The following is a 21,919-nucleotide window of genomic DNA, read 5'->3' on the forward strand; positions in this document are numbered from 1 at the left end:
GCGCAGGTATCGGGGGTAATCTTGAAAAGGCGCGCTATTGTAACGCGTCGGCCGGCGCGGCTGCAGCGACGCGCCGGCACTGCGAGGGACGGATCACGAAGCGGCGGCCGGCACGCTTTTCACACGCAGGCTCGCGAGCACGATGCCGGCGACGACGCACGCGAGCGCGATGCCGTGCGCGAGCGTCGGGCGCTCGCCGAGGAACGCGATGCCGTACGCGGCCGCGGCGATCGGCAGCACCGCGCTGAACACGCCGGCGAGGCTGCCCGGCACGTGCCGGATGCCCTTCATCCACAGCCAGAACGAGAAGATGCTCGCCGACAACCCGTACCAGACGACGAGCGCCCAGGTGCCGGCCGGCACGCTCGCGTAATCGAAGCGCCACAGCGCTGTCGCGCCGAGCGGCAGCATCAGGAAGAGGCCGAACAGGTGGGTGTAGGCGCAGATGTCGATCGGGGCGAGCGTTTGCGTGAGCCGGCGCGACAGGATCACGTAGATCGATTCGCAGCACACCGCGCCGAGGATCAGCAGGTTGCCGGCCAGCGAGCCGGACGCGTCGCCGTGCGCGCCATGCCCGGCCGCGCCGCCGTTGGCGAGGTTGATCGTCACGACGCCGACGATCGCGAGCGCGATCGACACGAGCGCACGGCCGTTCGGCTTTTCACGCAGGATCAGCCACGCGAACAGCGCGACGATCGCCGGGATCGTGCTCGTGATGACGCCCGCGGCCACCGCGCTCGTGCGCTGCACGCCGTTGAGCATCAGCAGCGTGAACATGAAGGTGCCGAAGAAGGCTTGCAGGAACAGGTTCAGCCATTCGCCGCGCTTGACCGCGCGCATTTTCACGGGCCTGAACAGCGGCCACAGCACGGCGATCGCGATCACGAAGCGCAGCGTGGCGAGGATGGCGACGGGGACGAATGCAACGATGGATTTACCGATACCGACGTTGCTGCCGACGAACAGCATCGACAGGATGAGGAAGAGGGCGTAGCGATTCAAGCTGGAATCCGGAAGGCGAGTTCAGTTAGGATTGTAGGGTCGCGGTTGTAACAGCGTAAAGCTGACTCGATGCGCCGCCCCGCGCACGAAACGGCCAGGCCGCGTAAGTGACGGGTAAGTTGGAGCGCTTATCGTGGACACTGCCGGGCCGCAGGTCGCGTTCGCGTGATGTGGTGCGGTGCAGCATCGTGCGCAGGCCGTCGCGGCCGCGTGCGGGTGGTGGGAGACAGCGGCGCGCGAGCGCCGGCCAAGACGCGCGGCGTGCACGATCGCGCCGCCATGCAGAGGATTCATGTTCACCAAGGGGTAGTCGATGTCTGCGATTGAATCGGTTCTTCACGAAACCCGTCAGTTCGCGCCGCCCGCGGCGCTCGAGAAGACGGCGACCATTTCCGGCATGCCGGCCTATCGCGCGCTCGTCGCCGAGGCCGAGCAGGATTACGAAGGCTTCTGGGCGCGCCTCGCGCGCGAGGGCCTCGCGTGGCACAAGCCGTTCACCAAGGTGCTCGACGAGAGCAACGCGCCGTTCTACACGTGGTTCGAGGACGGCGAGCTGAACGCGTCGTACAACTGTCTCGACCGCCACGTCGAAGCCGGCAACGGCGAGCGCGTCGCGGTGATCTTCGAGGCCGACGACGGCACCGTCACCCGCGTCACCTATGCCGACTTGCTCGCACGCGTGTCGCGCTTCGCGAATGCACTGAAGAAACGCGGCATCGCGAAGGGCGATCGCGTCGTCATCTACATGCCGATGTCGATTGAAGGCATCGTCGCGATGCAGGCCTGCGCGCGCATCGGCGCGACGCACTCGGTCGTGTTCGGCGGCTTCTCCGCGAAATCGCTGAACGAGCGGCTCGTCGACGTCGGCGCGGTCGCGCTCGTCACCGCCGACGAGCAGGCGCGCGGCGGCAAGACGCTGCCGCTCAAGAGCATCGCCGACGAGGCGATCGCGATGGGCGGCTGCGAGGCGGTCAAGAGCGTGATCGTCTATCGCCGCACCGGCGGCAAGATCGACTGGCATGCCGAGCGCGACCTGTGGATGCACGAACTCGTCGACGGCGAATCCGAGCGCTGCGAGCCGACCTGGGTCGGCGCCGAGCATCCGCTGTTCATCCTGTATACGTCGGGCTCGACCGGCAAGCCGAAGGGCGTGCAGCACAGCACGGGCGGCTACTTGCTGTGGGCCGCGCAGACGATGAAATGGACCTTCGACTGGAAGCCCACGGACGTGTTCTGGTGCACGGCCGACATCGGCTGGGTCACGGGCCATACGTACATCACTTACGGGCCGCTCGCGTGCGGCGGCACGCAGGTCGTGTTCGAAGGCGTGCCGACTTATCCGGACGCCGGCCGTTTCTGGAAGATGATCGGCGATCACAAGGTCACGGTGTTCTACACCGCGCCGACCGCGATCCGCTCGCTGATCAAGGCGGCCGAAGCCGACGACAAGGTTCACCCGAAGAGCTATGACCTGTCGAGCCTGCGCATCATCGGCACGGTCGGCGAGCCGATCAATCCGGAAGCGTGGATGTGGTACCACAAGCACGTCGGCCACGAGCGCTGCCCGATCGTCGACACGTGGTGGCAGACCGAAACCGGCGGCCACATGATTACGCCGCTGCCGGGCGCGACGCCGACCGTGCCGGGCTCATGCACGCTGCCGCTGCCGGGCATCACGGCCGCGGTGGTCGACGAGACGGGCCAGGACGTGCCGAACGGGCAAGGCGGGATTCTCGTCGTCAAGCGCCCGTGGCCGGCGATGATCCGCACGATCTGGGGCGACCCGGAGCGTTTCAGGAAGAGCTATTACCCGGAAGAACTCGGCGGCACGCTCTATCTCGCCGGCGACGGCACCGTGCGCGACAAGGAGACCGGCTACTTCACGATCATGGGCCGGATCGACGACGTGCTGAACGTGTCGGGCCACCGGCTGGGCACGATGGAGATCGAATCGGCGCTGGTGTCGCACGAGTTGGTGGCCGAGGCGGCGGTGGTCGGCCGTCCGGACGACACGACGGGCGAGGCGGTCGTGGCGTTCGTCGTGCTGAAGCGTTCGCGCCCGGAAGGCGACGAAGCCGCGGCGCTCGCGAAGGCGCTGCGCGACTGGGTCGGCAAACAGATCGGGCCGATCGCGAAGCCGAAGGACATCCGCTTCGGCGACAACCTGCCGAAGACCCGCTCGGGCAAGATCATGCGGCGCCTGTTGCGTTCGCTCGCCAAGGGCGAGGCGATCACGCAGGACACGTCCACGCTCGAGAATCCGGCCATCCTCGAGCAGCTCACCGAAGTGCGTTGAGCACACGGTTGCGCGTCATGCGCGCGAGCCCCTGCGCGGCAATCCCGATTGCCCGCGCAGGGGCTTTTTGCTACATAACGGCATGACCGTTCCGACCCGTTCGGCGCCTGCCGCGCCACCCCCCGTTCCCGCGCCGCTCGCGCGTGCGCACGCACGCTACTGGCGCTTCAACGTCGCGCTGATCGCGGTGCTGATGGTGATCGGCTTCGCGGTGTCGTTCATCGTGCCGTTCTTCGGACCCGCGCTCGCCGGCGTTCGCTTCGCCGGTTTCAGCCTGCCGTTCTATGTCGGCGCACAGGGTGCGATTCTCGTCTACCTCGTGCTGATCGTCGTCTACATCGGGCTGATGCAACGCGCGGACCGTACGCTGCGCCGCGCGTACGACGAGCATGCGGCACGCGCCGGCCCTGCGAGCGGCGGGCGCTGATTCATGCTGACGCATCGACTGATACGCGCGTACGCGCTCTACACGCTCGGGTTTCTCGGGTTCGTGCTGCTGATGTGGCGGATCGAGCGCGCGACGGGCTCGGGCGTCTGGATCGGCTACGTGTTCCTGTTCGTGCCGATCGCCGTGTATGCGGTGATCGGGTTGTTGTCGCGCACGTCCGATCTCGTCGAGTACTACGTGGCCGGGCGGCGCGTGCCGTCCGCGTTCAACGGGATGGCGACGGCGGCCGACTGGCTCTCGGCCGCGTCTTTCATCGGCCTGGCCGGTTCGCTCTACGCCACCGGTTACGACGCGCTCGCGTACGTGATGGGCTGGACGGGCGGGTTCTGCCTCGTCGCGTTCCTGCTCGCGCCGTATGTGCGCAAGCTCGCGCGCTACACGATTCCCGATTTTCTCGGCACGCGCTTTTCGAGTACGGCCGTGCGCGCGCTCGCCGCCGGCGCGGCGATCCTGTGTTCGTTCGTGTACCTGGTCGCGCAGATCCAGGGGATCGGCCTGATCGCGACGCGCTTCATCGGCGTCGATTTCGCGATCGGCATCTTCTGCGGGCTCGCGGGCATTCTCGTGTGCTCGTTTCTCGGCGGGATGCGGGCGGTCACGTGGACGCAGGTCGCGCAGTACATCATCCTGATCAGCGCGATCCTGATTCCGGTGTCGCTGATCGCGCTGAAGAATGGCCTCGGGCCCGTGCCGCAGTTCAATTACGGCAAGCTGATGGAGCGCGTCGCGGCGCGCGAGGCGCAGGTGCGCGACGCGCGCGACGAGCAGCAGGTGCGGGATGCGTACCGCCGGCAAGCCGCGGATATCCAGACGCGGCTCGACCGGTTGCCGGCGTCCCATGCGGACGCGCGCCGGCATCTCGTCGACCGGCTTGCCGACCTGCGGCGCCACAACGGGCCGCTGCGCGAGATCAGCCAGCTCGAGCGCGAGCTGGCCGATTTCCCGCGCGATCCGGCGGCGGCGCGCGTGGCGTGGACACAGGCGCGTGACGACCTGCTCGCGCGTGCCGAGCCGCCCGTGCCGATGCACGAGCCGTTTCCGGCCGCGAGCGAAGACGAACGCAAGCCGCGCGAGCGGAATTTCCTCGCGCTGCTGCTGTGCCTGTCGCTCGGCACCGCGAGCCTGCCGCACATCCTGACGCGCTACAACACGACCACGTCGGTCGCGTCCGCACGGCGTTCCGTCGGCTGGACGCTGTTCTTCATCGCGCTGTTCTACCTGAGCGTGCCGGTGCTCGCGGTGCTGATCAAGTACGAGATCCTCGCGAATCTCGTCGGGCGGCCGTTCGCCGAATTGCCGGCGTGGGTCACGCAATGGCATCACTTCGAACCCGATCTGATCAGCGTCGTCGAGGTGATTCGCGACGGCATCGTGCACTGGTCGGAAATCCAGATGCAGCCGGACATGGTCGTCCTGGCCGCGCCGGAGATCGCGGGACTGCCGTACGTGGTGTCGGGGTTGATCGCGGCCGGTGCGCTGGCCGCGGCGTTGTCGACCGCGGACGGGCTGCTGCTGACGATCGCGAACGCGCTGTCGCACGACGTCTATTACTGCATGGTCGCGCCCGATGCGACGAGCCAGCGGCGCGTGACGATCTCGAAGGTGCTGCTGCTGGGGGTGGCGCTGTTCGCGTCGTATGTCGCGTCGCTCAATACCGGGAAGATCCTGTTTCTCGTCGGCGCCGCGTTTTCGCTGGCGGCGTCGAGCTTCTTTCCGGTGCTGGTGCTGGGCGTGTTCTGGAAGCGCACGACGACGCGCGGCGCGATTGCCGGGATGGTGACGGGGTTGGCGGTGTGCGTGTACTACATCGTGTCGACTTATCCGTTCTTCACGCAACTGACCGGATTCGCCGGGCGCGCGTGGTTCGGGATCGAGCCGATCAGCTCGGGCGTGTTCGGCGTGCCGGCGGGGTTCGCGGTGGCGATCGCGGTGAGTCTGTGCGACAAGCGGCCGGATGAGTATACGCGGGCGCTGGTGGATTACATTCGGCATCCGTGAGGATGCAAGGCGGCCGTAGCGCGTATCGACGTGCAAAATGAAAAGCCCCCTCGGACTTCTCGGGAAATCGGGGGCCTCATGCTTTCCGGCGAGGAGAGGGGATTCGCCCAAACAAGCGCGGGCTGCGGATTCGCTCGCGAGCGAATTCCATCGAATCCCCGCGCAAGCCGAACCATCGGCCTGCTTTTCTCCGGAAACGAAAATGCCCGCTGGCGCGGGCATTGAATTCTGGCGGAGAGAGGGGGATTCGAACCCCCGATAGGCGATTAACCTATACACGCTTTCCAGGCGTGCGACTTAAACCACTCATCCATCTCTCCGGAAGACCGAGAGTATAGCAAACTCTGGCGGCTGCCCGCCACTCCCTTCGGCGCCCGTCAGAAATCCGTCGTCACCGACAGCCACACCGAGCGCGGGTCGCCCTGCGTCAGATATCCGCCGATCGTCGACGACCAGTACGACTTGTTCGCGACGTTGCGCACGGTCGCGCGGAACGTCGTCTTCTTGCCGAACACGTCCGTCGCGTAACGCGCGCCGAGATCGACGCGGTCCCACGCCTGAATCGACATCGTGTTAGCGACGTCCAGGTACTGCGGCCCCGTGTGGATCCAGCGCGCGGTCAGCGTGAGCCCGTTCAGCATCGGCACGTCGTATTCGGCGCCCGCGTTGAGCAGGAACGACGGCACGCCGATCGGCCGGTGGCCGTCGTTCGCGCCGCCCGCCGTGTTCCGCAGCGTCGCGTCGAGATACGTCGCGCCCGCGATCAGCCGCACGCCTTTCCACGGCTCGCCGTACACGGCCGTCTCGATGCCGCGGTGCCGCTGGGTGCCGTCGGCGCCGAACAGGGTCGTCGCCGGATCGGTATATGCCATCGGCTTCTCGATCTGGAACAGCGCAAGCGACGCGCCGTACTTGTCGGTGTCGTAGCGGACGCCGGCTTCATATTGCTTGGATCGGTACGGCGACAGCGCCTGGCCCGCGTTGCGTGCGGTGTTCGGCGCGATCTCGCCCTGTGCGAGCGCTTCGCTGCGGTTCGCGAAGATCGACACGTTGCGCCACGGCTTCACCACGAGACCGAACACCGGCGTCGTGATCGCGTCGCTGTAGGCGGTGGCGATCGCACCCGTGTAGTCGAAGTTGTCGACCGAGATCGACTGGCGCCGCGCGCCGATCGTGAACAGCACGCGGTCGTCGAGGAAGCCGAGCGTATCGGATACCGCGAGGCTGCGCAGCCAGGTCTTCGTGATGGTACCCGGATCGTTCATGTCGCCGCCTGCATAGGCGGTTGGCGGGGACGCGAGCGGCGCCGGATCGTAGAGCGTCGTCGGGAACGCGTTCGACATCGTGTACGCGGACTGGCTGTCGATGCGGATGAACGACGCGCCGGCCGTCACGAAGTGCGACACGGGGCCGGTCGTGAAGCGGCCGCGCACGCCGGCTTCGGCCGACTGCGCATCTTCCTTGTGCGGCACGCTCAGGCGCGAGCCGGTCGTGCCGGACGACGAGTAAGTCGGCGTGTAGTAGTCGCCGTGCTCGTTCGTATGGCGTGCGCCGGCGGATACGTAGGCCGTCCACGCGGGCAGGAAGTCATACTCGGCGCGCACGATGCCGACCGTGTCCTCGAGTTCGCTGAAGCTCCACGGCTGCGCATAGTTGTGCGTCGCGGACGGCACGGCGGGCAACTGATTGCCGCTGACGAGCACGACCGGGCGACCGTTGTCGATCCGCTGCCGCTGATACAGGAAGTCGCCGGACAGGCGCAGCTTGTCGCCGCGCCAGTCGAGCGACACCGCCGTCACGTTGCTGCGGCGGCGCTCGTCGTCGACGGCGGTGTCGCCGCCGCTGATCGACTGGTTCACGCGCACGCCGAACTGGCCTTCGCTGCCGAAGCGGCGGCCGATGTCGACATGCGTGCCGAGCGAGCCGGACGTGGCGCCGTCGACGGTGACGCGCGTGAGCGGCTTGTCGTCCGCGCGCTTCAGTTGCAGGTTCACACCGCCGCCGACCGCCGAGCCGTTCGGCGATGCACCGTTCAGGAACGCATTCGCGCCCTTGAACACGTCGACACGCTCGACCGCATCGGTCTGGACGAGCTGCCGCGGCGTGACGCCGTACAGGCCGTTCAGCGACACGTCGTCGCCGGCGAGCTCGAAACCGCGGATGACGAAGACCTGCGAGAAGTTGCCGTAGCCGGAGGCGCTGCGCACGGCCGGATCGTTGTCGAGCACGTCGGCAAGCGTGCGCGCCTGCTGGTCCTCGATCAGTTTCGACGTGTAGGTGGTCATGCTGAACGGCACGTCGCTCGCCTTTTGCCGGCCGAGCACGCCGAAATCCGCGCCGCGCGCGACCTGGCCGCCGGCGTAGGTCGGCGCGAGGTCGCCGGGCAGCGGCTCGGCCGCGCCGGTTACGTTGATCGACGGCAGCATGGCGGAGTCGGGTGCTGCGTTGGCGGCGGAAGTGGCCTGTTGGGCCCGGGCCGCGGCCGGGAAAGTGCAGGCGAGCGCAATGCCGAAGGCAATCGGCGTGAGACGCCGGACGGGTAACGAACGTGTCGACATGGGACGCAAATCGGGTGTGGTCGGTGATCCATCCCGGGGCGGCGAGTCGGAATCCGGGCGGCGTGACGCGTCCGTACTGTCGCGGACGTGTTTTTCTATCGAGCGGCGGAGTCTAGTGTAAACGAGAATCATTGTCGTTTACGGAAAGATCAGTCCACTATTTGAGATAACCGGGTGCCGTTCACCGGCGACGGTGCTCAACCGCCCGGCGGATGTCGGGATGGACATGCGATCATGCGAAGTCCGTATTCGTCGTAACAAACCGTCCGTATCGGTTGCGGTCCGTCGGGCCGATCGTGTCGATGCCGTCCGCACCGCTCTCTTCAAAAGGAACGCCACGCCATGTCGCTCTCCGCCTTGCTCGCCTTTGCGCTGATTCTGTCCGTCGGTGTCGCGACGCCCGGCCCGACGGTGTTGCTCGCGATGAGCAACGGTTCGCGCTACGGATTGCGTCACGCGATGGTCGGCATGCTCGGCGCCGTCACCGCCGACGTCGTACTCGTCGCGCTGGTCGGGTTCGGCCTCGGCGTGTTGCTCGACGCGTCGGAAACGGCGTTCGTGACGCTGAAGCTGCTCGGTGCGGCGTGGCTCGCGTATGTCGGCATCCGGATGCTGATGTCGAGCCGCGGGGCCGCGGCTGCACAGCCTTGCGTGCCCGCGACGCCCGATCGCCGGAGCGCTTTTTTGAAGAGCTTCTTCGTCGCGATGAGCAATCCGAAGTACTACCTGTTCATGTCCGCGCTGCTGCCGCAGTTCGTCGACCGGTCGCATGCGATCGCGCCGCAGTACGCGATTCTCGCGGCGACGATCGTCGCCATCGACGCAATCGGGATGACCGGTTACGCGCTGCTGGGCGTGCATTCGGTTCGCGTATGGAAGGCGGCCGGGGAGAAGTGGCTGAACCGGATCAGCGGATCGCTGCTGCTGATGCTCGCGGGGTACGTTGCGCTGTATCGCAAGGCCGTGCATTGACGCGGTGATGGAGCGGGGAAGCGGCGTAGCGTCGTGCCATCAGGACGAGTGACGTGGGCCGGCGATCGGTATTTCGGCGCGACGTTGGTCGGTATCGACAGGCGAGGCAGGTACACGATTCGTCACTTGGCGGTGCCGTTCGTTCGGCGCGTAGTGGGGATGCGGGCACGGACGGGAACGAGACCGGAGCGACGATCGAGGGGCGCGGGGCGGGACGGCCCGTTTCGAAAGAATGTGAAGGGTTGAGCCCGTTGTGGGCTTTGCAAAAAAGATTCTAAATCCTGTCAAAAAGCCGTCACCAATCTGACAAATTTGCTATGCTCGCCGAAAATCAGACGGGCGGCACTCCCAGGGCGGACCAGCGGGCGTGATTGCTCGCCGAACAACGAAGTCAAACAAAATCCTGAGAGTCACGCTGTGAATACAGCCGAATTGCTACGCACGTTTGCGTCGGGGGTGGTCGATCAGAACAATCGGCCGGTTCGCATGAACTGGGGGCCCGCCCAGAAAACGCTCGAGCAAGTGCTTGCGCTCCAGTATGCCGATATCCGCGAAGGGTTGATGACCGGTATCGAGGGGCATTTGACCTGCGTGTCGGCACGGGCCGATCTGCCGATCCGCAGCTTCATCGGGCTGCCAGTCTCCGTCGAGATGACGACCGATCGTGGGCGTCTCCATACCATCAACGGCATCGTCACCGACGTTCGCACCGGACAATCGGACGGTTCACTGACCTGCTACCAACTGACGATTCGCGACGTGCTGTCCGTGATGGAGCGGCGGACCAATTCACGGTTGTTCCGGTCCAAGAGCCTGCCCGACATCCTGAGTGTGCTGCTTCAGGAATGGCGCCAGCGCAGCTCGGCGCTCGCGGGCGCATTCGAGTTCGACCTGTCCGGTCTGCAAGCCGAGCGTTATCCCGCGCGTGAACTCACGAGGCAGGTCAACGAGTCGGATGCGCATTTCATCCGGCGGCTGTTGCGACGGGAGGGGGCGACCGTCTTCGTCAAGGCGGGCAAGGCCGGCGAACGGGCGAGCGGCAATGCGCACGACACGCCGGTTCATACGCTCGCCTTTGCCGACGACTCGATGAAGTTGCCGCAGACGGCCGCCGGCACCGTCCGCTACCATCGCGACGCCGCCACCGAAGAGCGCGACTCGATCACGCTGTGGGCGACGAGCCGCCGATTGATCCCGGGCAAGATCGTTCGGCCGACGTGGGACTACAAGAGCGGCCGGATGTCGCAAACCGAGCAGGCGACGATCGTCGATCAGGGCGACGGCGGCAACGACCTCGGGCATTTGCTGGCCGACGTCGTCATCGATATCCCGCATGCCGGGGATTCGTCGTCCGATCTCGACCGGATCGGCAAGGACCGGATGCTGGCGCATGAACTGCGCGCCGAATCCGTCGACGGCGTGAGCAATGTGCGCGATCTGGCCGTCGGTCACTGGTTTGCGCTCGCGGAGCATCCGCAACTCGACATGTTGCCGGCCGAACAGCGACAGTTCGTCGTCACGTCGCTTCATCATTGCGTGCGGAACAACCTGCCGAAGGAACTGAACGAACGCGCGCAATCGCTGTTCGCGGCAAGCCGCGTGCTGTTCAACGCAGTGCCGACCGACGTGAGCGGCAAGCCGGGCGACGAAAACGACAGGCGCTACGAGAACACGTTCTCGTGCGTGCGCCGCGGCGTGCCGCTGACGCCGGCCTACGATCCCCACGTCGATCTGCCGCCCGTGCATCCGATGACGGCGGTCGTCGTCGGGCCGCAGGGCGAGGAGGTGTTCTGCGATGAAATGGGCCGCATCCGTGTGCAGATCCAGGGACTGAGCCCGGACGATCATGCGCACGCACAGGGTGCCGGCACGAGCGGTACGCCGTCCGACAGTGCGCCGGTACGCGTCGCGTGCGCGCTCGCCGGGCCGAGTTTCGGTGCGAATACATTGCCGCGCGTCGGGATGGAAGTGCTGATCGGTCACATCGGCGGCGATCCGGACCGGCTCGTCGTGATGGGTGTACTGGCCAACGGGCCGAACATGCCGGCGACCTTCAGCCATACCGGCGCGCTGCCGGGCAACCGCTATCTTTCCGGCACGAAGACGAAGGAGATCAAGGGGCAGCGGTACAACCAGATCCGCTTCGACGATACGCCCGGGCAGATCAGCAGCCAGCTGGCAAGCGAGCATGCGTACAGTCAGCTGAACCTCGGCTATCTGACGCAGCCGCGCGACAACGGGCAGGGGGCGGCGCGCGGCGAGGGCGCCGAATTGCGCAGCGATGCGCACGTGGCGATTCGCAGCGGCAAGGCGATGCTGATTTCGGCCTGGGAGCGACTTCGCGCGAGCGACGGCCACCTCGCTCGGGACGAGTATTTGCAACTGATGCAGGAATGCGTCGAGCTGTTCAAGAGTCTCGGCGACTACGCGGGCCAGCATCAGGGCGTGGCGCCCGATACGCAACCGCACGATGCGCTCATGACCACGGTGAAAGGCTGGCCGAATGGCGAGGCGTCCGGCGGCGGTGAGTCGTCAGGCGCGTCGATGGCGGCCATCGGCATCACCGCGCCGGCCGGCATCAGCATGGCCACGCCGAAGACCGTGACGACCCACGCGGGCGGCAACGTCGATGTCGTTGCGCAGAACCATCTTCAGTACACGAGCGGGCAGCGGATCAACCTGCAGGCCGGGCATGGCGTCGCGATGTTCGCGCACAGCGACGGCGTGTCGGCGATCGCCAACCAGGGAAAGGTGGCGCTGCAGAGCCAGAACGACGACACGCAGATCGATTCGGCGAAGAACATCCAGATGACGGCGGGCGGCGGCAAACTCGCGGGTATGGCCAGCGAGCAGGTCGTGTTCGTGACGTCGGGCGGCGCGTATCTGAAGCTGCAGGGCGGGGATATCGAGCTCGGGTGTCCGGGGAGTTTCACCGTCAAGTCGGCGTCGCATACGTGGGCCGGGCCGGCGAGCATGAGCGCCGATTTTCCGAAGTTCGACCAGGGCTCGCTGGGGCGGGTGCCGAAGCTGGTCCGGGCCACCGATGGGCAGCCGGTCGAGGGCATGGAAGCCGAGGTGCGAAAGGCGTCGGGCGAATTGATCAAGGGGAAGACCGACGCGCAGGGCAAGCTGACGCCAGTCAGCAGCGATCAGTTCGAACAATTGGCGGTTCGCTTCTTCAAGTCTAGAACCTGAGTTGAGTCTTCAAGAAAAACAACATGTCGAACTACAACTTTGCGCAGAACCCGGGCGGGCAACCGTCGACGGACGACCCGTCGCAGACTCCGGTGGGCGGTGGACTGGGGACGACGCTGTTCAACCGCAACGACCTCGAGTGCGTGATGCAGATGCCGTTGCCGGGCGTCGTCATTTTCGTGCACGGGGTGAATTCGGAAGGGGAATGGTTCAAGGAGGCCGAGAAGGGGTTGTGTGCCGGATTGAACCGGCGCATGGGGCGTTATGACGATCAGCTGTTCCATTGGGGGCCGGTGGCCGGGCAGATGACGCCGGTCAGCTATATCGAAAGCCTGACGCCGGACGGCTTCCTGAATCCGGACATGTCGTCGAAGACGTACATCAAGCCCGATCCGTCCTTTTCGCCTGTCATCCACTTTCGATGGGGCTATGCCGCGAATGCGGAGGAGCTGAAGGAGTATGGCGACAAGATCATGCTCAACGAGAAGAATTACTGGGGCGGTGGTCCGTTCGCGGGCGGGTGTACGAGTCTGCCGGATCTGTGGAACGACGGGTTGAACGATCGGCTTTTTCTGTGGCTGACCGTCCAGCACATGAACGGCATCGGCAATCGAAAAATCTACTCCACGCCACCGCGCACTTACGGTGTGCTTGGCGCACTGCGGCTGGCACGCCTGGTCGAATCGATCCGCAAGCGACAGGCCGACGCACCGATCACGATCGTGTGCCACAGCCAGGGAAACATGATCGGTCTCGCCGCAGCGTTCCTCGGTGACCGGTTGCCCGAGGTGACGGATCAGTGGGGCAAGAAAGGGCGCTGCGTGGCCGACACCTATGTGCTCGCCAATCCCCCGTACAGTCTCGTCGAAGCCAACATGACCGACTCGTGGGCCCAGCGCGGGGTGCGCGACAAGAACGGGCGCGTGGGGCGCGAGACCTATGTCGCGCGCAAGGAAACGCTGAGAGAGTACTTCGATATCCTGCGTGCGCGGGCCGAGCTCGAGATGCCTGCGGAGGATCTCGATCGGGCGATGGAAAACGCGAGACCGTCGAAGAACGGGGGCAAACCTTATAGCGCAGCCAAGGACCGGGAGGCGCATGGGCTGTACCAGAAGAACACTTACGGGAGAGTGACGCTGTACTGCTGCCCGCACGATCAGGTCATTTCGGCCTTGACCGTTCAGGGAATCGGCTGGCGCGGGATGAGTATCGATGAAATCAGTGCGACGAACGGGTGGGGTGTTTTTTCGCAACGCGTATTCGCGTCGAATTTCGAGGTGGGCGGAGAGAACAAGCTCTATCGGTATTGGCTGGACGACTGGCGCAAGGACAAGAACCAGAAGGAAGGTTTCTGGTATCCGCCATCACCGCCTGCGCGATATGGTCTTGGACGAGGTATGCATTCCAATGAAGGATTGTTCCCGAAGTTCATGACGCTGATAACGAGTCCCGCCCTCTATCTGTTTAATTTGACCGATATGAAGGTCAATGCCGATCCGCCAAAAGACTGGGAAATCCCGATCACGGCACCGATGCTCGATAAGGAGACTCGCTTCCTCCCGCAGGCGTTCCGTTATGGCAAACCATCGGGCGCTTGCGATGCGCAAGGGAAACCGATCAAGGAAGGGAGCTTCAACGAGAGTTACGATCCGCCGTCGGCCGCGCGTGACGCCAACAAGGAGAACAAGCGCGATGACGATCCGTACGACAACTTCGACGCGAAATCGGAAAAATTCAAGACTGAGGGTGATGCGCTGAAGGCGCAGGGGGATACTGCATCCGAAGCTGCGCAGCGGTATGAGGATCATTCCATTCTCCGGATGGAAGCGCGCAGATCCGGAAACCGTCGATGGGTGGACAAGTTCGGAAATGTGGTCGGGGAGGACAATCCGGGGGCAGCGAGCGCTGACTATACCGAATGGCGGAACAACGAGATATTTCAGATTCTGAACGGCGGGGACAAGAATAATCCAACGAACCATTCGACCATCATGACCAACAAGGACCATGCTGAGAAGGCGTTGGCTTATGATGTGGCAATTGGGCTCTGTTATCTGACTGAGACGGATTTGGAGGAAATCAGGATTCAGGCTGATTGGCGATTTGCCAATAGTTTGGGGGATGAGGGCCAAAATGGTAAGATGGCGGAATATATTATAACTGGAAAATGTGAAAAATTATTTTTGCAGGATTGGGTTGTTAAGGATGATCATGCAAAAATGCCTTCCAAGATACACGACGAAAGAGATGGCGGGTTTTTCCTGAAGCTTGGAGGCATTTTATGAGATCGGCCATTGCTACATGGTCGCGTCGATTCGGAGTCGCCGGCGGTGCATTGCTTCTTGCGCTGGGTGTATCGGTTTTGATATTGGTTGCGTCTGATGAGCGGACAGGAGCATTGTTGAGCATGGGAACTTTGATGAAGCGGTTAGTCCTGGTTCCAGGACTTGTAGCAATCATGGTATTTGCATTTACAACGGTGATTGCGAGCCCGCGAGCAGTCGCGGCTTCATTGAACGAGAAGGCGGTTCCAGCTACCGGAGCCGGGGCGTCCAGACCATTCGTGGCTCAGGTCGTCGGGCTTGGCTGGATGAACCCGCTGCAGCGCAAGGATTACAGCACCGAGTGGCAGATATTGTGGACGCTCGGCCTAGTAAAGCCGAATGTCAACGATGACATGGTTCGGGTCAATCCCAAAAAATACTCAACATTGCAACCGATTTCTATCGTGGCCGATGGCCGCTGGGGGCGTGAATCGTTTTCCGGGTTTTATAAGAAGTATATCAATGAGTTGCTGGTGCTTTTTCGGACTCGATATTTCACAAATGAGGATTATTTTTACACAGTTAGCTCGGATAGCCAGAAGAAGTGGCGAGAATTGGCTGGCATGCATGTCGAACTGGCAATCCCCTCTGGTCGACTCGATCCTGAGTTGGCGTCGTCGCATTTGCGAGATCAGATTGTTAATTTTTTCGAAATAGGCAATCCGTCGGCTAAAAATTTATGGAGCCACGACACACCGCCGGATGTGCATGTGACATCGGGGCAGGGCAATGCCGGCTTCACGTCGCTGAACGCGGCACTGGATTATCTGGCCGCCCACCCGGACAAAAGCGCGTGGGTGATGAACTGGGACGCACCGAGTTTCCCGCCGAAGGACGAACAGATCAACGAGAACATGGTGGTGCTGTTCCTTGCCGGTCCGGACCTGAAGACCGAGCGTGAGCCGCTGGCATGGATCGGCAAGGCTGCTCGAGGCAACGTCAAGGATTTCGAGGCCAAGCAAGGCGCGAGCCGCGCGGTGCAGGCATGGAAGTCGACGATCGATGCGGCGGCAAGTAATGCAGGCGTGCCGGTGTCGTCGGTGAATTACATCGTGCACGATGCGGGCAAGGGCAGCGATGCTGCATCGACACGCATTGCGTCACTGTCGCAGACGCTGACGGAAGTACTGCCGGAATACGATTTTCGTACGCAGACCTTCAATACATCGGCGCTACTCGGTGACATGGGCGCCGGTGCGGCGCTGACCGATGTGGCGCTGGCGATCGGTCGCGCGAATCACCTCGGTGGAAATGTGCTCGTAGCCGGAACGACCGACGCGGAGCATCCGACGGCAGTCGTCGTCGTCGCACCTTCGAAGCTGACGCCGATCGACGCCGGCAAGGACTGGTTCCGCGCGCGCGGCGAGAACAACGCGTATTTGCCGTGGTGGGGGCGCCGTCACGACGCACGTCCGGCATCGCAAGGCTATTCGGAATAAGGAGCGCGCATGCGCGGCATCATTCGGGTCGGCGACGCAACGAGCCACGGCGGTCAGGTCGTGACCGGCAGTGCGGTCAGCGAAGTGATGGGGCGGCCGGTCGCCCGGCTCGGTGACACGTGTGTCTGCCCGATCGCGGGCCATCAGGCCTGCTTTATCGCCGAAGGCGATCCGCAGGTCATCGTCGACGGGAAACCGGCGGCATTCGATGGTCACAAGACATCGTGCGGTGCAACGCTGATTTCGAGTCTAGCGTCGTCCGGACGGGAATGAATTTGCGGACCGGCGCGCGGGTTGGCCGGTTCGATCGGGGTATTCATGCACTGCTTCACTCTTGCCAGACGTATCGGGTGCGTCTCGATCGTGATGGCGACGCTCTTGTCGTGCTCGCCATTGCGGGTTGAGACGCGCGCTGCATCGACGCAATCCGTCGAAGGTGCGTCTGCCGCGCCATTTGTTGCTCAAGTTGTCGGACTTGAATGGCTCAATCCGCTGCAGCGTCGTGACTATCCGACCGAGTGGCAATTGCTGTGGACGCTGGGGTTGGTGAAGCCGAATGCCAACGACGATATGGTGCGCACAAACCCCAAAAAATACTCGACCTTGCAGGCGGTTTCCATCGTCGCGGACGGTAACTGGGGAAGTGAGACGTTTTCCGGGTTCTATGAAAAATACGTCAGCAAACTTCTTGTGTTGTTTCGGACGCGCTACGTGATGAACCCCGATTATTTTTACACCATCGGCTCGAAGTACAAGCGCGAGTGGCGTGAACTGGCCGGGGTGCGTGTCGAACTTGCACTTCCTGCCGACCGTCTCGATCCGGTAGCTGCCGGCGCGTTCTTGCGCGACGAAATGGTAAGCATGTATGAAATCGGCAACCCCTCCGCAAAAAATCTATGGATCCGCGATACGCCGCCCGACGTGCACGTGACGCCGGGCCACGGCAATGCCGGCTTCACGTCGCTGAACGCCGCGCTGGACTATCTGGCCGCGCATCCCGACAAAAGCGTGTGGGTGATGAACTGGGACGCACCAAGTTTTCCCCCGCACGACGAACAGATCAACGAGAACATGGTGGTGCTGTTCCTCGCGGGCCCGGATTTAAAGACCGAGCGCGAACCGCTGGCATGGATCGGCAAGGCGGCGCAAGGCAGCGTTAAGGATCTCGACGCGAAGCAGAACGGGAGCCGCGCGGTGCCGGCATGGAAGTCGACGATCGACGCAGCCGCAGCCAATGCGGGCGTCACGGTCTCGTCGCTGAACTACGTTATCCACGATGCAGGCAAGGGCAGCGCTGCCGCTTCGGCAAGGGCCGCGTCCCTTTTGCAAGGGCTCGCGGAAGCCGTGCCGGAAAGCGACCTCCGCGGCGCGACCTTCAACACGTCGGCACTGCTCGGTGACATGGGGGCCGGCGCGGCGTTGACCGATGTGGCGCTCGCGATCGGCCGCGCAAATCATCTCGGCGGAAACGTGCTCGTGGCGGGCACGACCGACGCTGAGCGTCCGACGGCCGTGGTCGTCGTCGCGCCGTCGAAGCTGACGCCGATCGATCCCGACAAGGACTGGTTCCGCGCACGCGGAGAGAACAACGCGTACTTGCCGTGGTGGGGCCGCCGTCACGACGCGCGCCCGACGTCGCAAGGCTACTCGTACTAGGACGCGACACCCGCGTTAAGCAATCTGTAACAATCAGCGGAATAGCGAGAGGCCGATTCTTTCAAAAAACTTTCCGCTTCTCTTTGCCGATGTGCACGGGGAAATCCGGATTCGCGCTCCATCAAGGCACGGGTCCTGACATGTCGGAGGCCGTATCGGAATTCCTATCGCATGTCTTACGAATCGTATGGCAATTGAAAGAATTGCCCGGCTTGACGCACCGCACCGTCCCCCTTTATTGTCCGTCTGCCGCCCGTGAGAGAGCACGACGGCAATCGCGCGAACGTACCTCGCGCGCACGACAACACGTAGCAAAAAGCAGAAAAGGAAACGTGGTAGCCACATGAAGCCGCTATTCGACGACAACAAATCCGATGCGGTCAGCGATCGTCCGTCCACCTCGTCTTCGTCACCCGTCGCCGTGCCGGCCGCCGTCGCCAACGTCGTCGTGCCGGCATCGGCAGCGTCGCCGACGGAACATGCGCGCCTGATCACCGTCGACGAGATCGACCAGCTCGGCGCGACGCAGGGCACGCGCATCGCCGCCTTCTCCCAGCAAATTCTCGCGAGCGTCCGCGCGTCGGATGCCGACCAGTTCGGCGACAAGCTCAACGAGCTGATCGCGACCGCGAAGGGGCTCGACCCGCGCGGCGCCGACAAGGGCGGGCTGCTCACGCAGGTCACGCGGCTGTTTCGCTCGACCAAGGAGAAGCTGCTGTCGCAATATGAATCGGTGAGCAAGCGGATGGACACGCTCGTCGTCGAGCTCGAAAACCATGCGCAGCGCCAGAAGGCCGGCATCGACGAGCTCGAGCGGATGTACAACGACAATTACGCGCTGCACCAGGCGCTCGCGCAGTCGAAGGCGCACGGCGAAACGGCGCTCGCGACGCTGCGCGCGCATCTCGCGGCCGGCCAGCAGCCGGCTGACGATGCATTCGCCGCGCAGCGCCTGCTCGACGTGAAGCGCAAGGTCGACGCACTCGAAAGCAAGCTCGACGACCTCGATCGCGCGATGCTGCTGTCGAAGCAGCTCGCGCCGCAGATCCGGATGGAGCAGGACCAGAAACGCACGCTGACGTCGAAGTTCATGACGATCAAGACCGTGCTGATCCCCGCGTGGACCAACGCGTTCGCGCTCTATCTCGAGCAACTCGGCACGAAGCGCGCGGCGGCGCTCGCGAACGCGACGTACGACGCGGCCGACGAGGCGATCCGCGCGCAGGCCGACCTGAATCGCCGGAACGCGCAGGAAGTCGCGAAGCTCGGCCAGCGTCCGGTGATCTCGACCGACACGTTCGAATACGCGCAGCAGCAGCTGTTCGGCGCGTTCGACGACATCACGCAGATCATCGCCGACGGCCGACGCCAGCGTGAGCAGGACGCGCCGCGCCTGCGCCAGCTCGAACAGGACCTGATCACCCGATTCGCTCCGAAGCACAACTAAGAGAACCGAGAGAACACTGCATGATTACGCTTGAGAAACGCGCGGCGAAGGTCGCGATCGTCCTCGAAAAACGTCAGATCCTGAAGCCGCCCGTCGTGCGTGTCGGCGCGGCGCTCGACATCTCGGGCTCCGCGAAGCCGCTGTACCAGTCGGGCGTGATCCAGGAGACGCACGACCGGATTCTCGGCATCGCCCTGAAGTTCGACGACAACGGCGAAGTCGACACGTGGACCTTCACCGAAGGCTACGACCGCCTGCCGACCGCGACGCCCGACAACTACGGCTCGTACATTTCCGACCACGTGCTCAACGCGCGGATCGACAAGTGGGGCGGCACGCAGTACGCGCCGGTGATGAACGACATCGTCGACTTCTTCTTCCGCGCGCCGGAGCCGAAGCGCGAGGAAAAGCGCGGCTTCCTGAGCCGGCTGTTCGGCGGTGCGGACGACACGTCCGCGCCGGCCGCTTCGGCGCCCGTGAACGGCCATCTGCCCGCGTGGGTGCTGTTCGTCACCGACGGCCAGAACCCGAAGAACGACCGCAAGCGCGTGCGCCAGTTGCTGGCCGAATCGCAGCATTTCCCGCTGTACTGGTCGCTCGTCGGCGTCGGCGATCCGAGCGAATTCGACTTCCTTGCGGAAGTCGCGGACGAAATGCCGAACGTCGGCTTCCTGCATCTCGAATCGCTCGACCTCAGCGACGAACAGATCTACGAACAACTGATCACGCAGGAATTCTGCGACTGGGTACGCGCGAAGTAAGCGCGTGCCGCCTGCCCATTTTTCTGAACTCGATTACCCCATCATGTTGAAAGACTTCAAGATCCCGTTGTCGCTCACGGCGCTCGCGCTGATCGCGGCCTATCTCCTCGGCGGCGTGAAGGACATGCTGATCGTCGCGGTCCTGTGCGTGCTCGAAATTTCACTGTCGCTCGACAACGCGGTCGTCAACGCATCGGTGCTGAAGAATTGGTCGGAGAAGTGGCGCAACCGCTTCATGGTGTTCGGCCTCCCCGTCGCGGTGTTCGGCATGCGGCTCGTGTTCCCGCTGCTGATCGTCGCGGTGATCGGCCACATCGGCCTGTGGGATGCGCTGACGCTCGCGATCGAATCGCCGGACAAGTACGCGGCGGTGCTGACGTCCGCGCATCACGAGGTGTCGGCGTTCGGCGGCGCGTTCCTGCTGATGGTGTTCTTCAAGTTCATGCTCGACACCGAGAAGGACGAGCACTGGATCGGCTTCCTCGAAGGCCCGATGCGTCATCTCGGCCGCATCACCGCGCTGGAGGTGGCGCTGACGCTCGCGATCGTGATTGTCGCGTCGTTCTACGTGCCGGCGGCCGAGCAGGTGAGCTTCCTGCTCGCGGGCGCGTTCGGCGTGATCGGCTTCGTGATCGCGCACGGCGTGGGCGACCTGGTTGGCGGCGAGGACACGGGCACGCGCGTGGTGCGCGAAGGCGTCGCGGGTTTCATGTATCTGGAAGTGCTCGATTCGTCGTTCAGCTTCGACGGCGTGATCGGCGCGTTCGCGCTGTCGAACAACATCTTCCTGATCGCGCTCGGCCTCGGCGTCGGCGCGGCCTACATCCGGGAGATGACGCTCGTGCTGCTGAAGAAGGGCACGCTCGCGCAGTACCGCTTTCTCGAGCACGGCGCGTTCTGGGCGATCGGCGCGCTCGCGACGATCATGTTCCTGGGCGTGAAATTCGAGGTGCCGGAGGTCGTCACGGGCCTGATCGGCGCGGCGATGATCGCCGCGGCCGTGTGGTCGTCGATCGTCGTGCAGCGCAAGGAAGACCGCGCGGTGGTGGCGGGCAAGTAAGCGCGCGTCACGCGGCGCGAACAGCATCAACGAAGGGGCCGCCGCGGGCGGCCCGGCATCGCCGCCGGCGCAACGGCGGTTCCAGCAGAAGAGGTTCAGATGATCAATTTGTCGAAAGGCGGTCGCGTCAACCTGTCGAAGGAAGCGCCCGGCACGCAGAAATTCCGCATCGGTCTCGGTTGGGACGCGAACGCGACGGACACGGGCACGGATTTCGATCTCGACGTGTCGGTGTTCCTGTGCAAGTACGACGCGCAGAGCAATCCGAAACTGATCTCGGATCAGCATTTCGTGTTCTACAACAGCGAAGTGCGCACGATGGAGCGCAAGGAAACCTTCATCCAGCCGGGCGACGATTTCCCGAAGCGCGGAATGCCTTCGTCGAAATGCCTGGGCGTCGTGCATAGCGGCGACAACCGCACGGGTAGCGGCGACGGCGACGACGAAGTGATCTTCATCGACATGACGAAGCTCGCGGCCGACGTCGAGGAAATCTCGGTGGTCGTGACGATCGACCAGGCCGAAGCGCGCCGCCAGAATTTCGGGCAGGTTCGCAACAGCTACATCCAGATCGCCGACGAGGTGTCGGGCGCGGTGATCGCGAAGTACGCGCTCGAGGAAGACTTCTCGATGGAGACGTCGGTGCAGGTCGGCAGCTTCTATCGTCGCGACGGCCACTTCATGTTCAAGGCGGTCGGCGCGGGCTACAACCGCGGCCTCGGCGATTTCGTCCGCGCGTACGGCGGCGCGGTCTGACTGGCGG

At 64.0% G+C, this 21,919-nt stretch carries 15 protein-coding genes and 1 tRNA gene; 13 read left to right on the plus strand and 3 right to left on the minus strand.

Annotated elements, in window-relative coordinates:
- Positions 1–93 precede the first annotated feature (93 nt).
- Entirely contained in the window at positions 94–1,002 is a 909-nt protein-coding gene (locus tag WT97_RS21210; protein ID WP_059504023.1) for a DMT family transporter, read from the minus strand.
- Between the two features lie 313 nt (positions 1,003–1,315).
- Here WT97_RS21210 and acs point away from each other — a divergent pair, with 313 nt between their 5' ends.
- The 3 genes from acs (at position 1,316) to WT97_RS21225 (ending at position 5,744) form a co-directional block, all read left to right on the plus strand.
- On the plus strand, positions 1,316–3,298 hold the full coding sequence (gene acs / locus WT97_RS21215) for an acetate--CoA ligase (RefSeq protein WP_060354342.1): 1,983 nt from the start codon (positions 1,316–1,318) through the stop codon (positions 3,296–3,298).
- Between the two features lie 82 nt (positions 3,299–3,380).
- The gene (locus tag WT97_RS21220; RefSeq protein WP_059504019.1) at positions 3,381–3,725 is read left to right on the plus strand and encodes a DUF4212 domain-containing protein; all 345 of its coding nucleotides are present in this window, start codon (positions 3,381–3,383) and stop codon (positions 3,723–3,725) included.
- 3 nt (positions 3,726–3,728) lie between these two features.
- Positions 3,729–5,744 carry a sodium:solute symporter family protein gene (locus tag WT97_RS21225; protein WP_059504017.1) on the plus strand — a complete coding sequence of 672 codons (2,016 nt, stop codon included), beginning with the start codon at positions 3,729–3,731 and terminating at the stop codon, positions 5,742–5,744.
- 229 nt (positions 5,745–5,973) lie between these two features.
- Here WT97_RS21225 and WT97_RS21230 read toward each other — a convergent pair.
- Together WT97_RS21230 and WT97_RS21235 are read right to left on the minus strand one after the other, a co-directional pair.
- Positions 5,974–6,064, minus strand: a tRNA-Ser gene (locus WT97_RS21230).
- Between the two features lie 57 nt (positions 6,065–6,121).
- Positions 6,122–8,302, minus strand: coding sequence for a TonB-dependent siderophore receptor (locus tag WT97_RS21235; protein ID WP_060354343.1), 2,181 nt, complete (start codon positions 8,300–8,302; stop codon positions 6,122–6,124).
- Between the two features lie 342 nt (positions 8,303–8,644).
- Here WT97_RS21235 and WT97_RS21240 point away from each other — a divergent pair, with 342 nt between their 5' ends.
- The 10 genes from WT97_RS21240 (at position 8,645) to WT97_RS21285 (ending at position 21,912) form a co-directional block, all read left to right on the plus strand.
- Positions 8,645–9,274 (plus strand): LysE family translocator, encoded by a 630-nt coding sequence (locus WT97_RS21240; protein WP_060035869.1) that lies wholly within the window; start codon positions 8,645–8,647, stop codon positions 9,272–9,274.
- Between the two features lie 417 nt (positions 9,275–9,691).
- Positions 9,692–12,469, plus strand: a complete 2,778-nt coding sequence (locus WT97_RS21245) for a type VI secretion system Vgr family protein (RefSeq protein ID WP_060354344.1) — start codon at positions 9,692–9,694, stop codon at positions 12,467–12,469.
- A gap of 23 nt (positions 12,470–12,492) precedes the next feature.
- Positions 12,493–14,754: a hypothetical protein gene (locus tag WT97_RS21250; RefSeq protein WP_060354345.1), complete on the plus strand. Its 2,262-nt coding sequence runs from the start codon at positions 12,493–12,495 to the stop codon at positions 14,752–14,754.
- Entirely contained in the window at positions 14,751–16,232 is a 1,482-nt protein-coding gene (locus tag WT97_RS21255; RefSeq protein WP_179949802.1) for a virulence factor, read from the plus strand. The genes WT97_RS21250 and WT97_RS21255 overlap by 4 nt, the downstream gene beginning before the upstream one ends.
- Before the next feature lie 9 nt (positions 16,233–16,241).
- A complete protein-coding gene (locus WT97_RS21260) occupies positions 16,242–16,505 on the plus strand; it encodes a PAAR domain-containing protein (RefSeq protein ID WP_027784933.1) in 264 nt (87 codons plus the stop codon).
- Positions 16,506–16,550: 45 nt separating this feature from the next.
- Positions 16,551–17,888: a hypothetical protein gene (locus tag WT97_RS21265; RefSeq protein ID WP_060354361.1), complete on the plus strand. Its 1,338-nt coding sequence runs from the start codon at positions 16,551–16,553 to the stop codon at positions 17,886–17,888.
- 343 nt (positions 17,889–18,231) lie between these two features.
- Positions 18,232–19,335, plus strand: a complete 1,104-nt coding sequence (locus tag WT97_RS21270) for a toxic anion resistance protein (protein ID WP_060354346.1) — start codon at positions 18,232–18,234, stop codon at positions 19,333–19,335.
- Positions 19,336–19,355: 20 nt separating this feature from the next.
- Positions 19,356–20,096, plus strand: coding sequence for a VWA domain-containing protein (locus tag WT97_RS21275; protein WP_059504010.1), 741 nt, complete (start codon positions 19,356–19,358; stop codon positions 20,094–20,096).
- A gap of 43 nt (positions 20,097–20,139) precedes the next feature.
- Positions 20,140–21,156 carry a DUF475 domain-containing protein gene (locus WT97_RS21280; protein ID WP_059791372.1) on the plus strand — a complete coding sequence of 339 codons (1,017 nt, stop codon included), beginning with the start codon at positions 20,140–20,142 and terminating at the stop codon, positions 21,154–21,156.
- A 99-nt stretch (positions 21,157–21,255) separates the two neighbouring features.
- Positions 21,256–21,912 (plus strand): TerD family protein, encoded by a 657-nt coding sequence (locus tag WT97_RS21285; protein WP_006482759.1) that lies wholly within the window; start codon positions 21,256–21,258, stop codon positions 21,910–21,912.
- Positions 21,913–21,919: the final 7 nt, after the last annotated feature.

It is taken from the genome of Burkholderia sp. MSMB1459WGS, from assembly GCF_001534535.1.
Taxonomy (GTDB): Bacteria; Pseudomonadota; Gammaproteobacteria; order Burkholderiales; family Burkholderiaceae; genus Burkholderia.

Bases quoted from the DNA above. Each gene is read 5' to 3' on its own strand.
- acs (WP_060354342.1), top strand. From the start codon at position 1,316: ATGTCTGCGATTGAATCGGTTCTTCACGAAACCCGTCAGTTCGCGCCG.
- WT97_RS21220 (WP_059504019.1), top strand. From the start codon at position 3,381: ATGACCGTTCCGACCCGTTCGGCGCCTGCCGCGCCACCCCCCGTTCCC.
- WT97_RS21225 (WP_059504017.1), top strand. From the start codon at position 3,729: ATGCTGACGCATCGACTGATACGCGCGTACGCGCTCTACACGCTCGGG.
- WT97_RS21235 (WP_060354343.1), bottom strand. From the start codon at position 8,302: ATGTCGACACGTTCGTTACCCGTCCGGCGTCTCACGCCGATTGCCTTC.
- WT97_RS21240 (WP_060035869.1), top strand. From the start codon at position 8,645: ATGTCGCTCTCCGCCTTGCTCGCCTTTGCGCTGATTCTGTCCGTCGGT.
- WT97_RS21250 (WP_060354345.1), top strand. From the start codon at position 12,493: ATGTCGAACTACAACTTTGCGCAGAACCCGGGCGGGCAACCGTCGACG.
- WT97_RS21255 (WP_179949802.1), top strand. From the start codon at position 14,751: ATGAGATCGGCCATTGCTACATGGTCGCGTCGATTCGGAGTCGCCGGC.
- WT97_RS21260 (WP_027784933.1), top strand. From the start codon at position 16,242: ATGCGCGGCATCATTCGGGTCGGCGACGCAACGAGCCACGGCGGTCAG.
- WT97_RS21265 (WP_060354361.1), top strand. From the start codon at position 16,551: ATGCACTGCTTCACTCTTGCCAGACGTATCGGGTGCGTCTCGATCGTG.
- WT97_RS21270 (WP_060354346.1), top strand. From the start codon at position 18,232: ATGAAGCCGCTATTCGACGACAACAAATCCGATGCGGTCAGCGATCGT.
- WT97_RS21275 (WP_059504010.1), top strand. From the start codon at position 19,356: ATGATTACGCTTGAGAAACGCGCGGCGAAGGTCGCGATCGTCCTCGAA.
- WT97_RS21280 (WP_059791372.1), top strand. From the start codon at position 20,140: ATGTTGAAAGACTTCAAGATCCCGTTGTCGCTCACGGCGCTCGCGCTG.
- WT97_RS21285 (WP_006482759.1), top strand. From the start codon at position 21,256: ATGATCAATTTGTCGAAAGGCGGTCGCGTCAACCTGTCGAAGGAAGCG.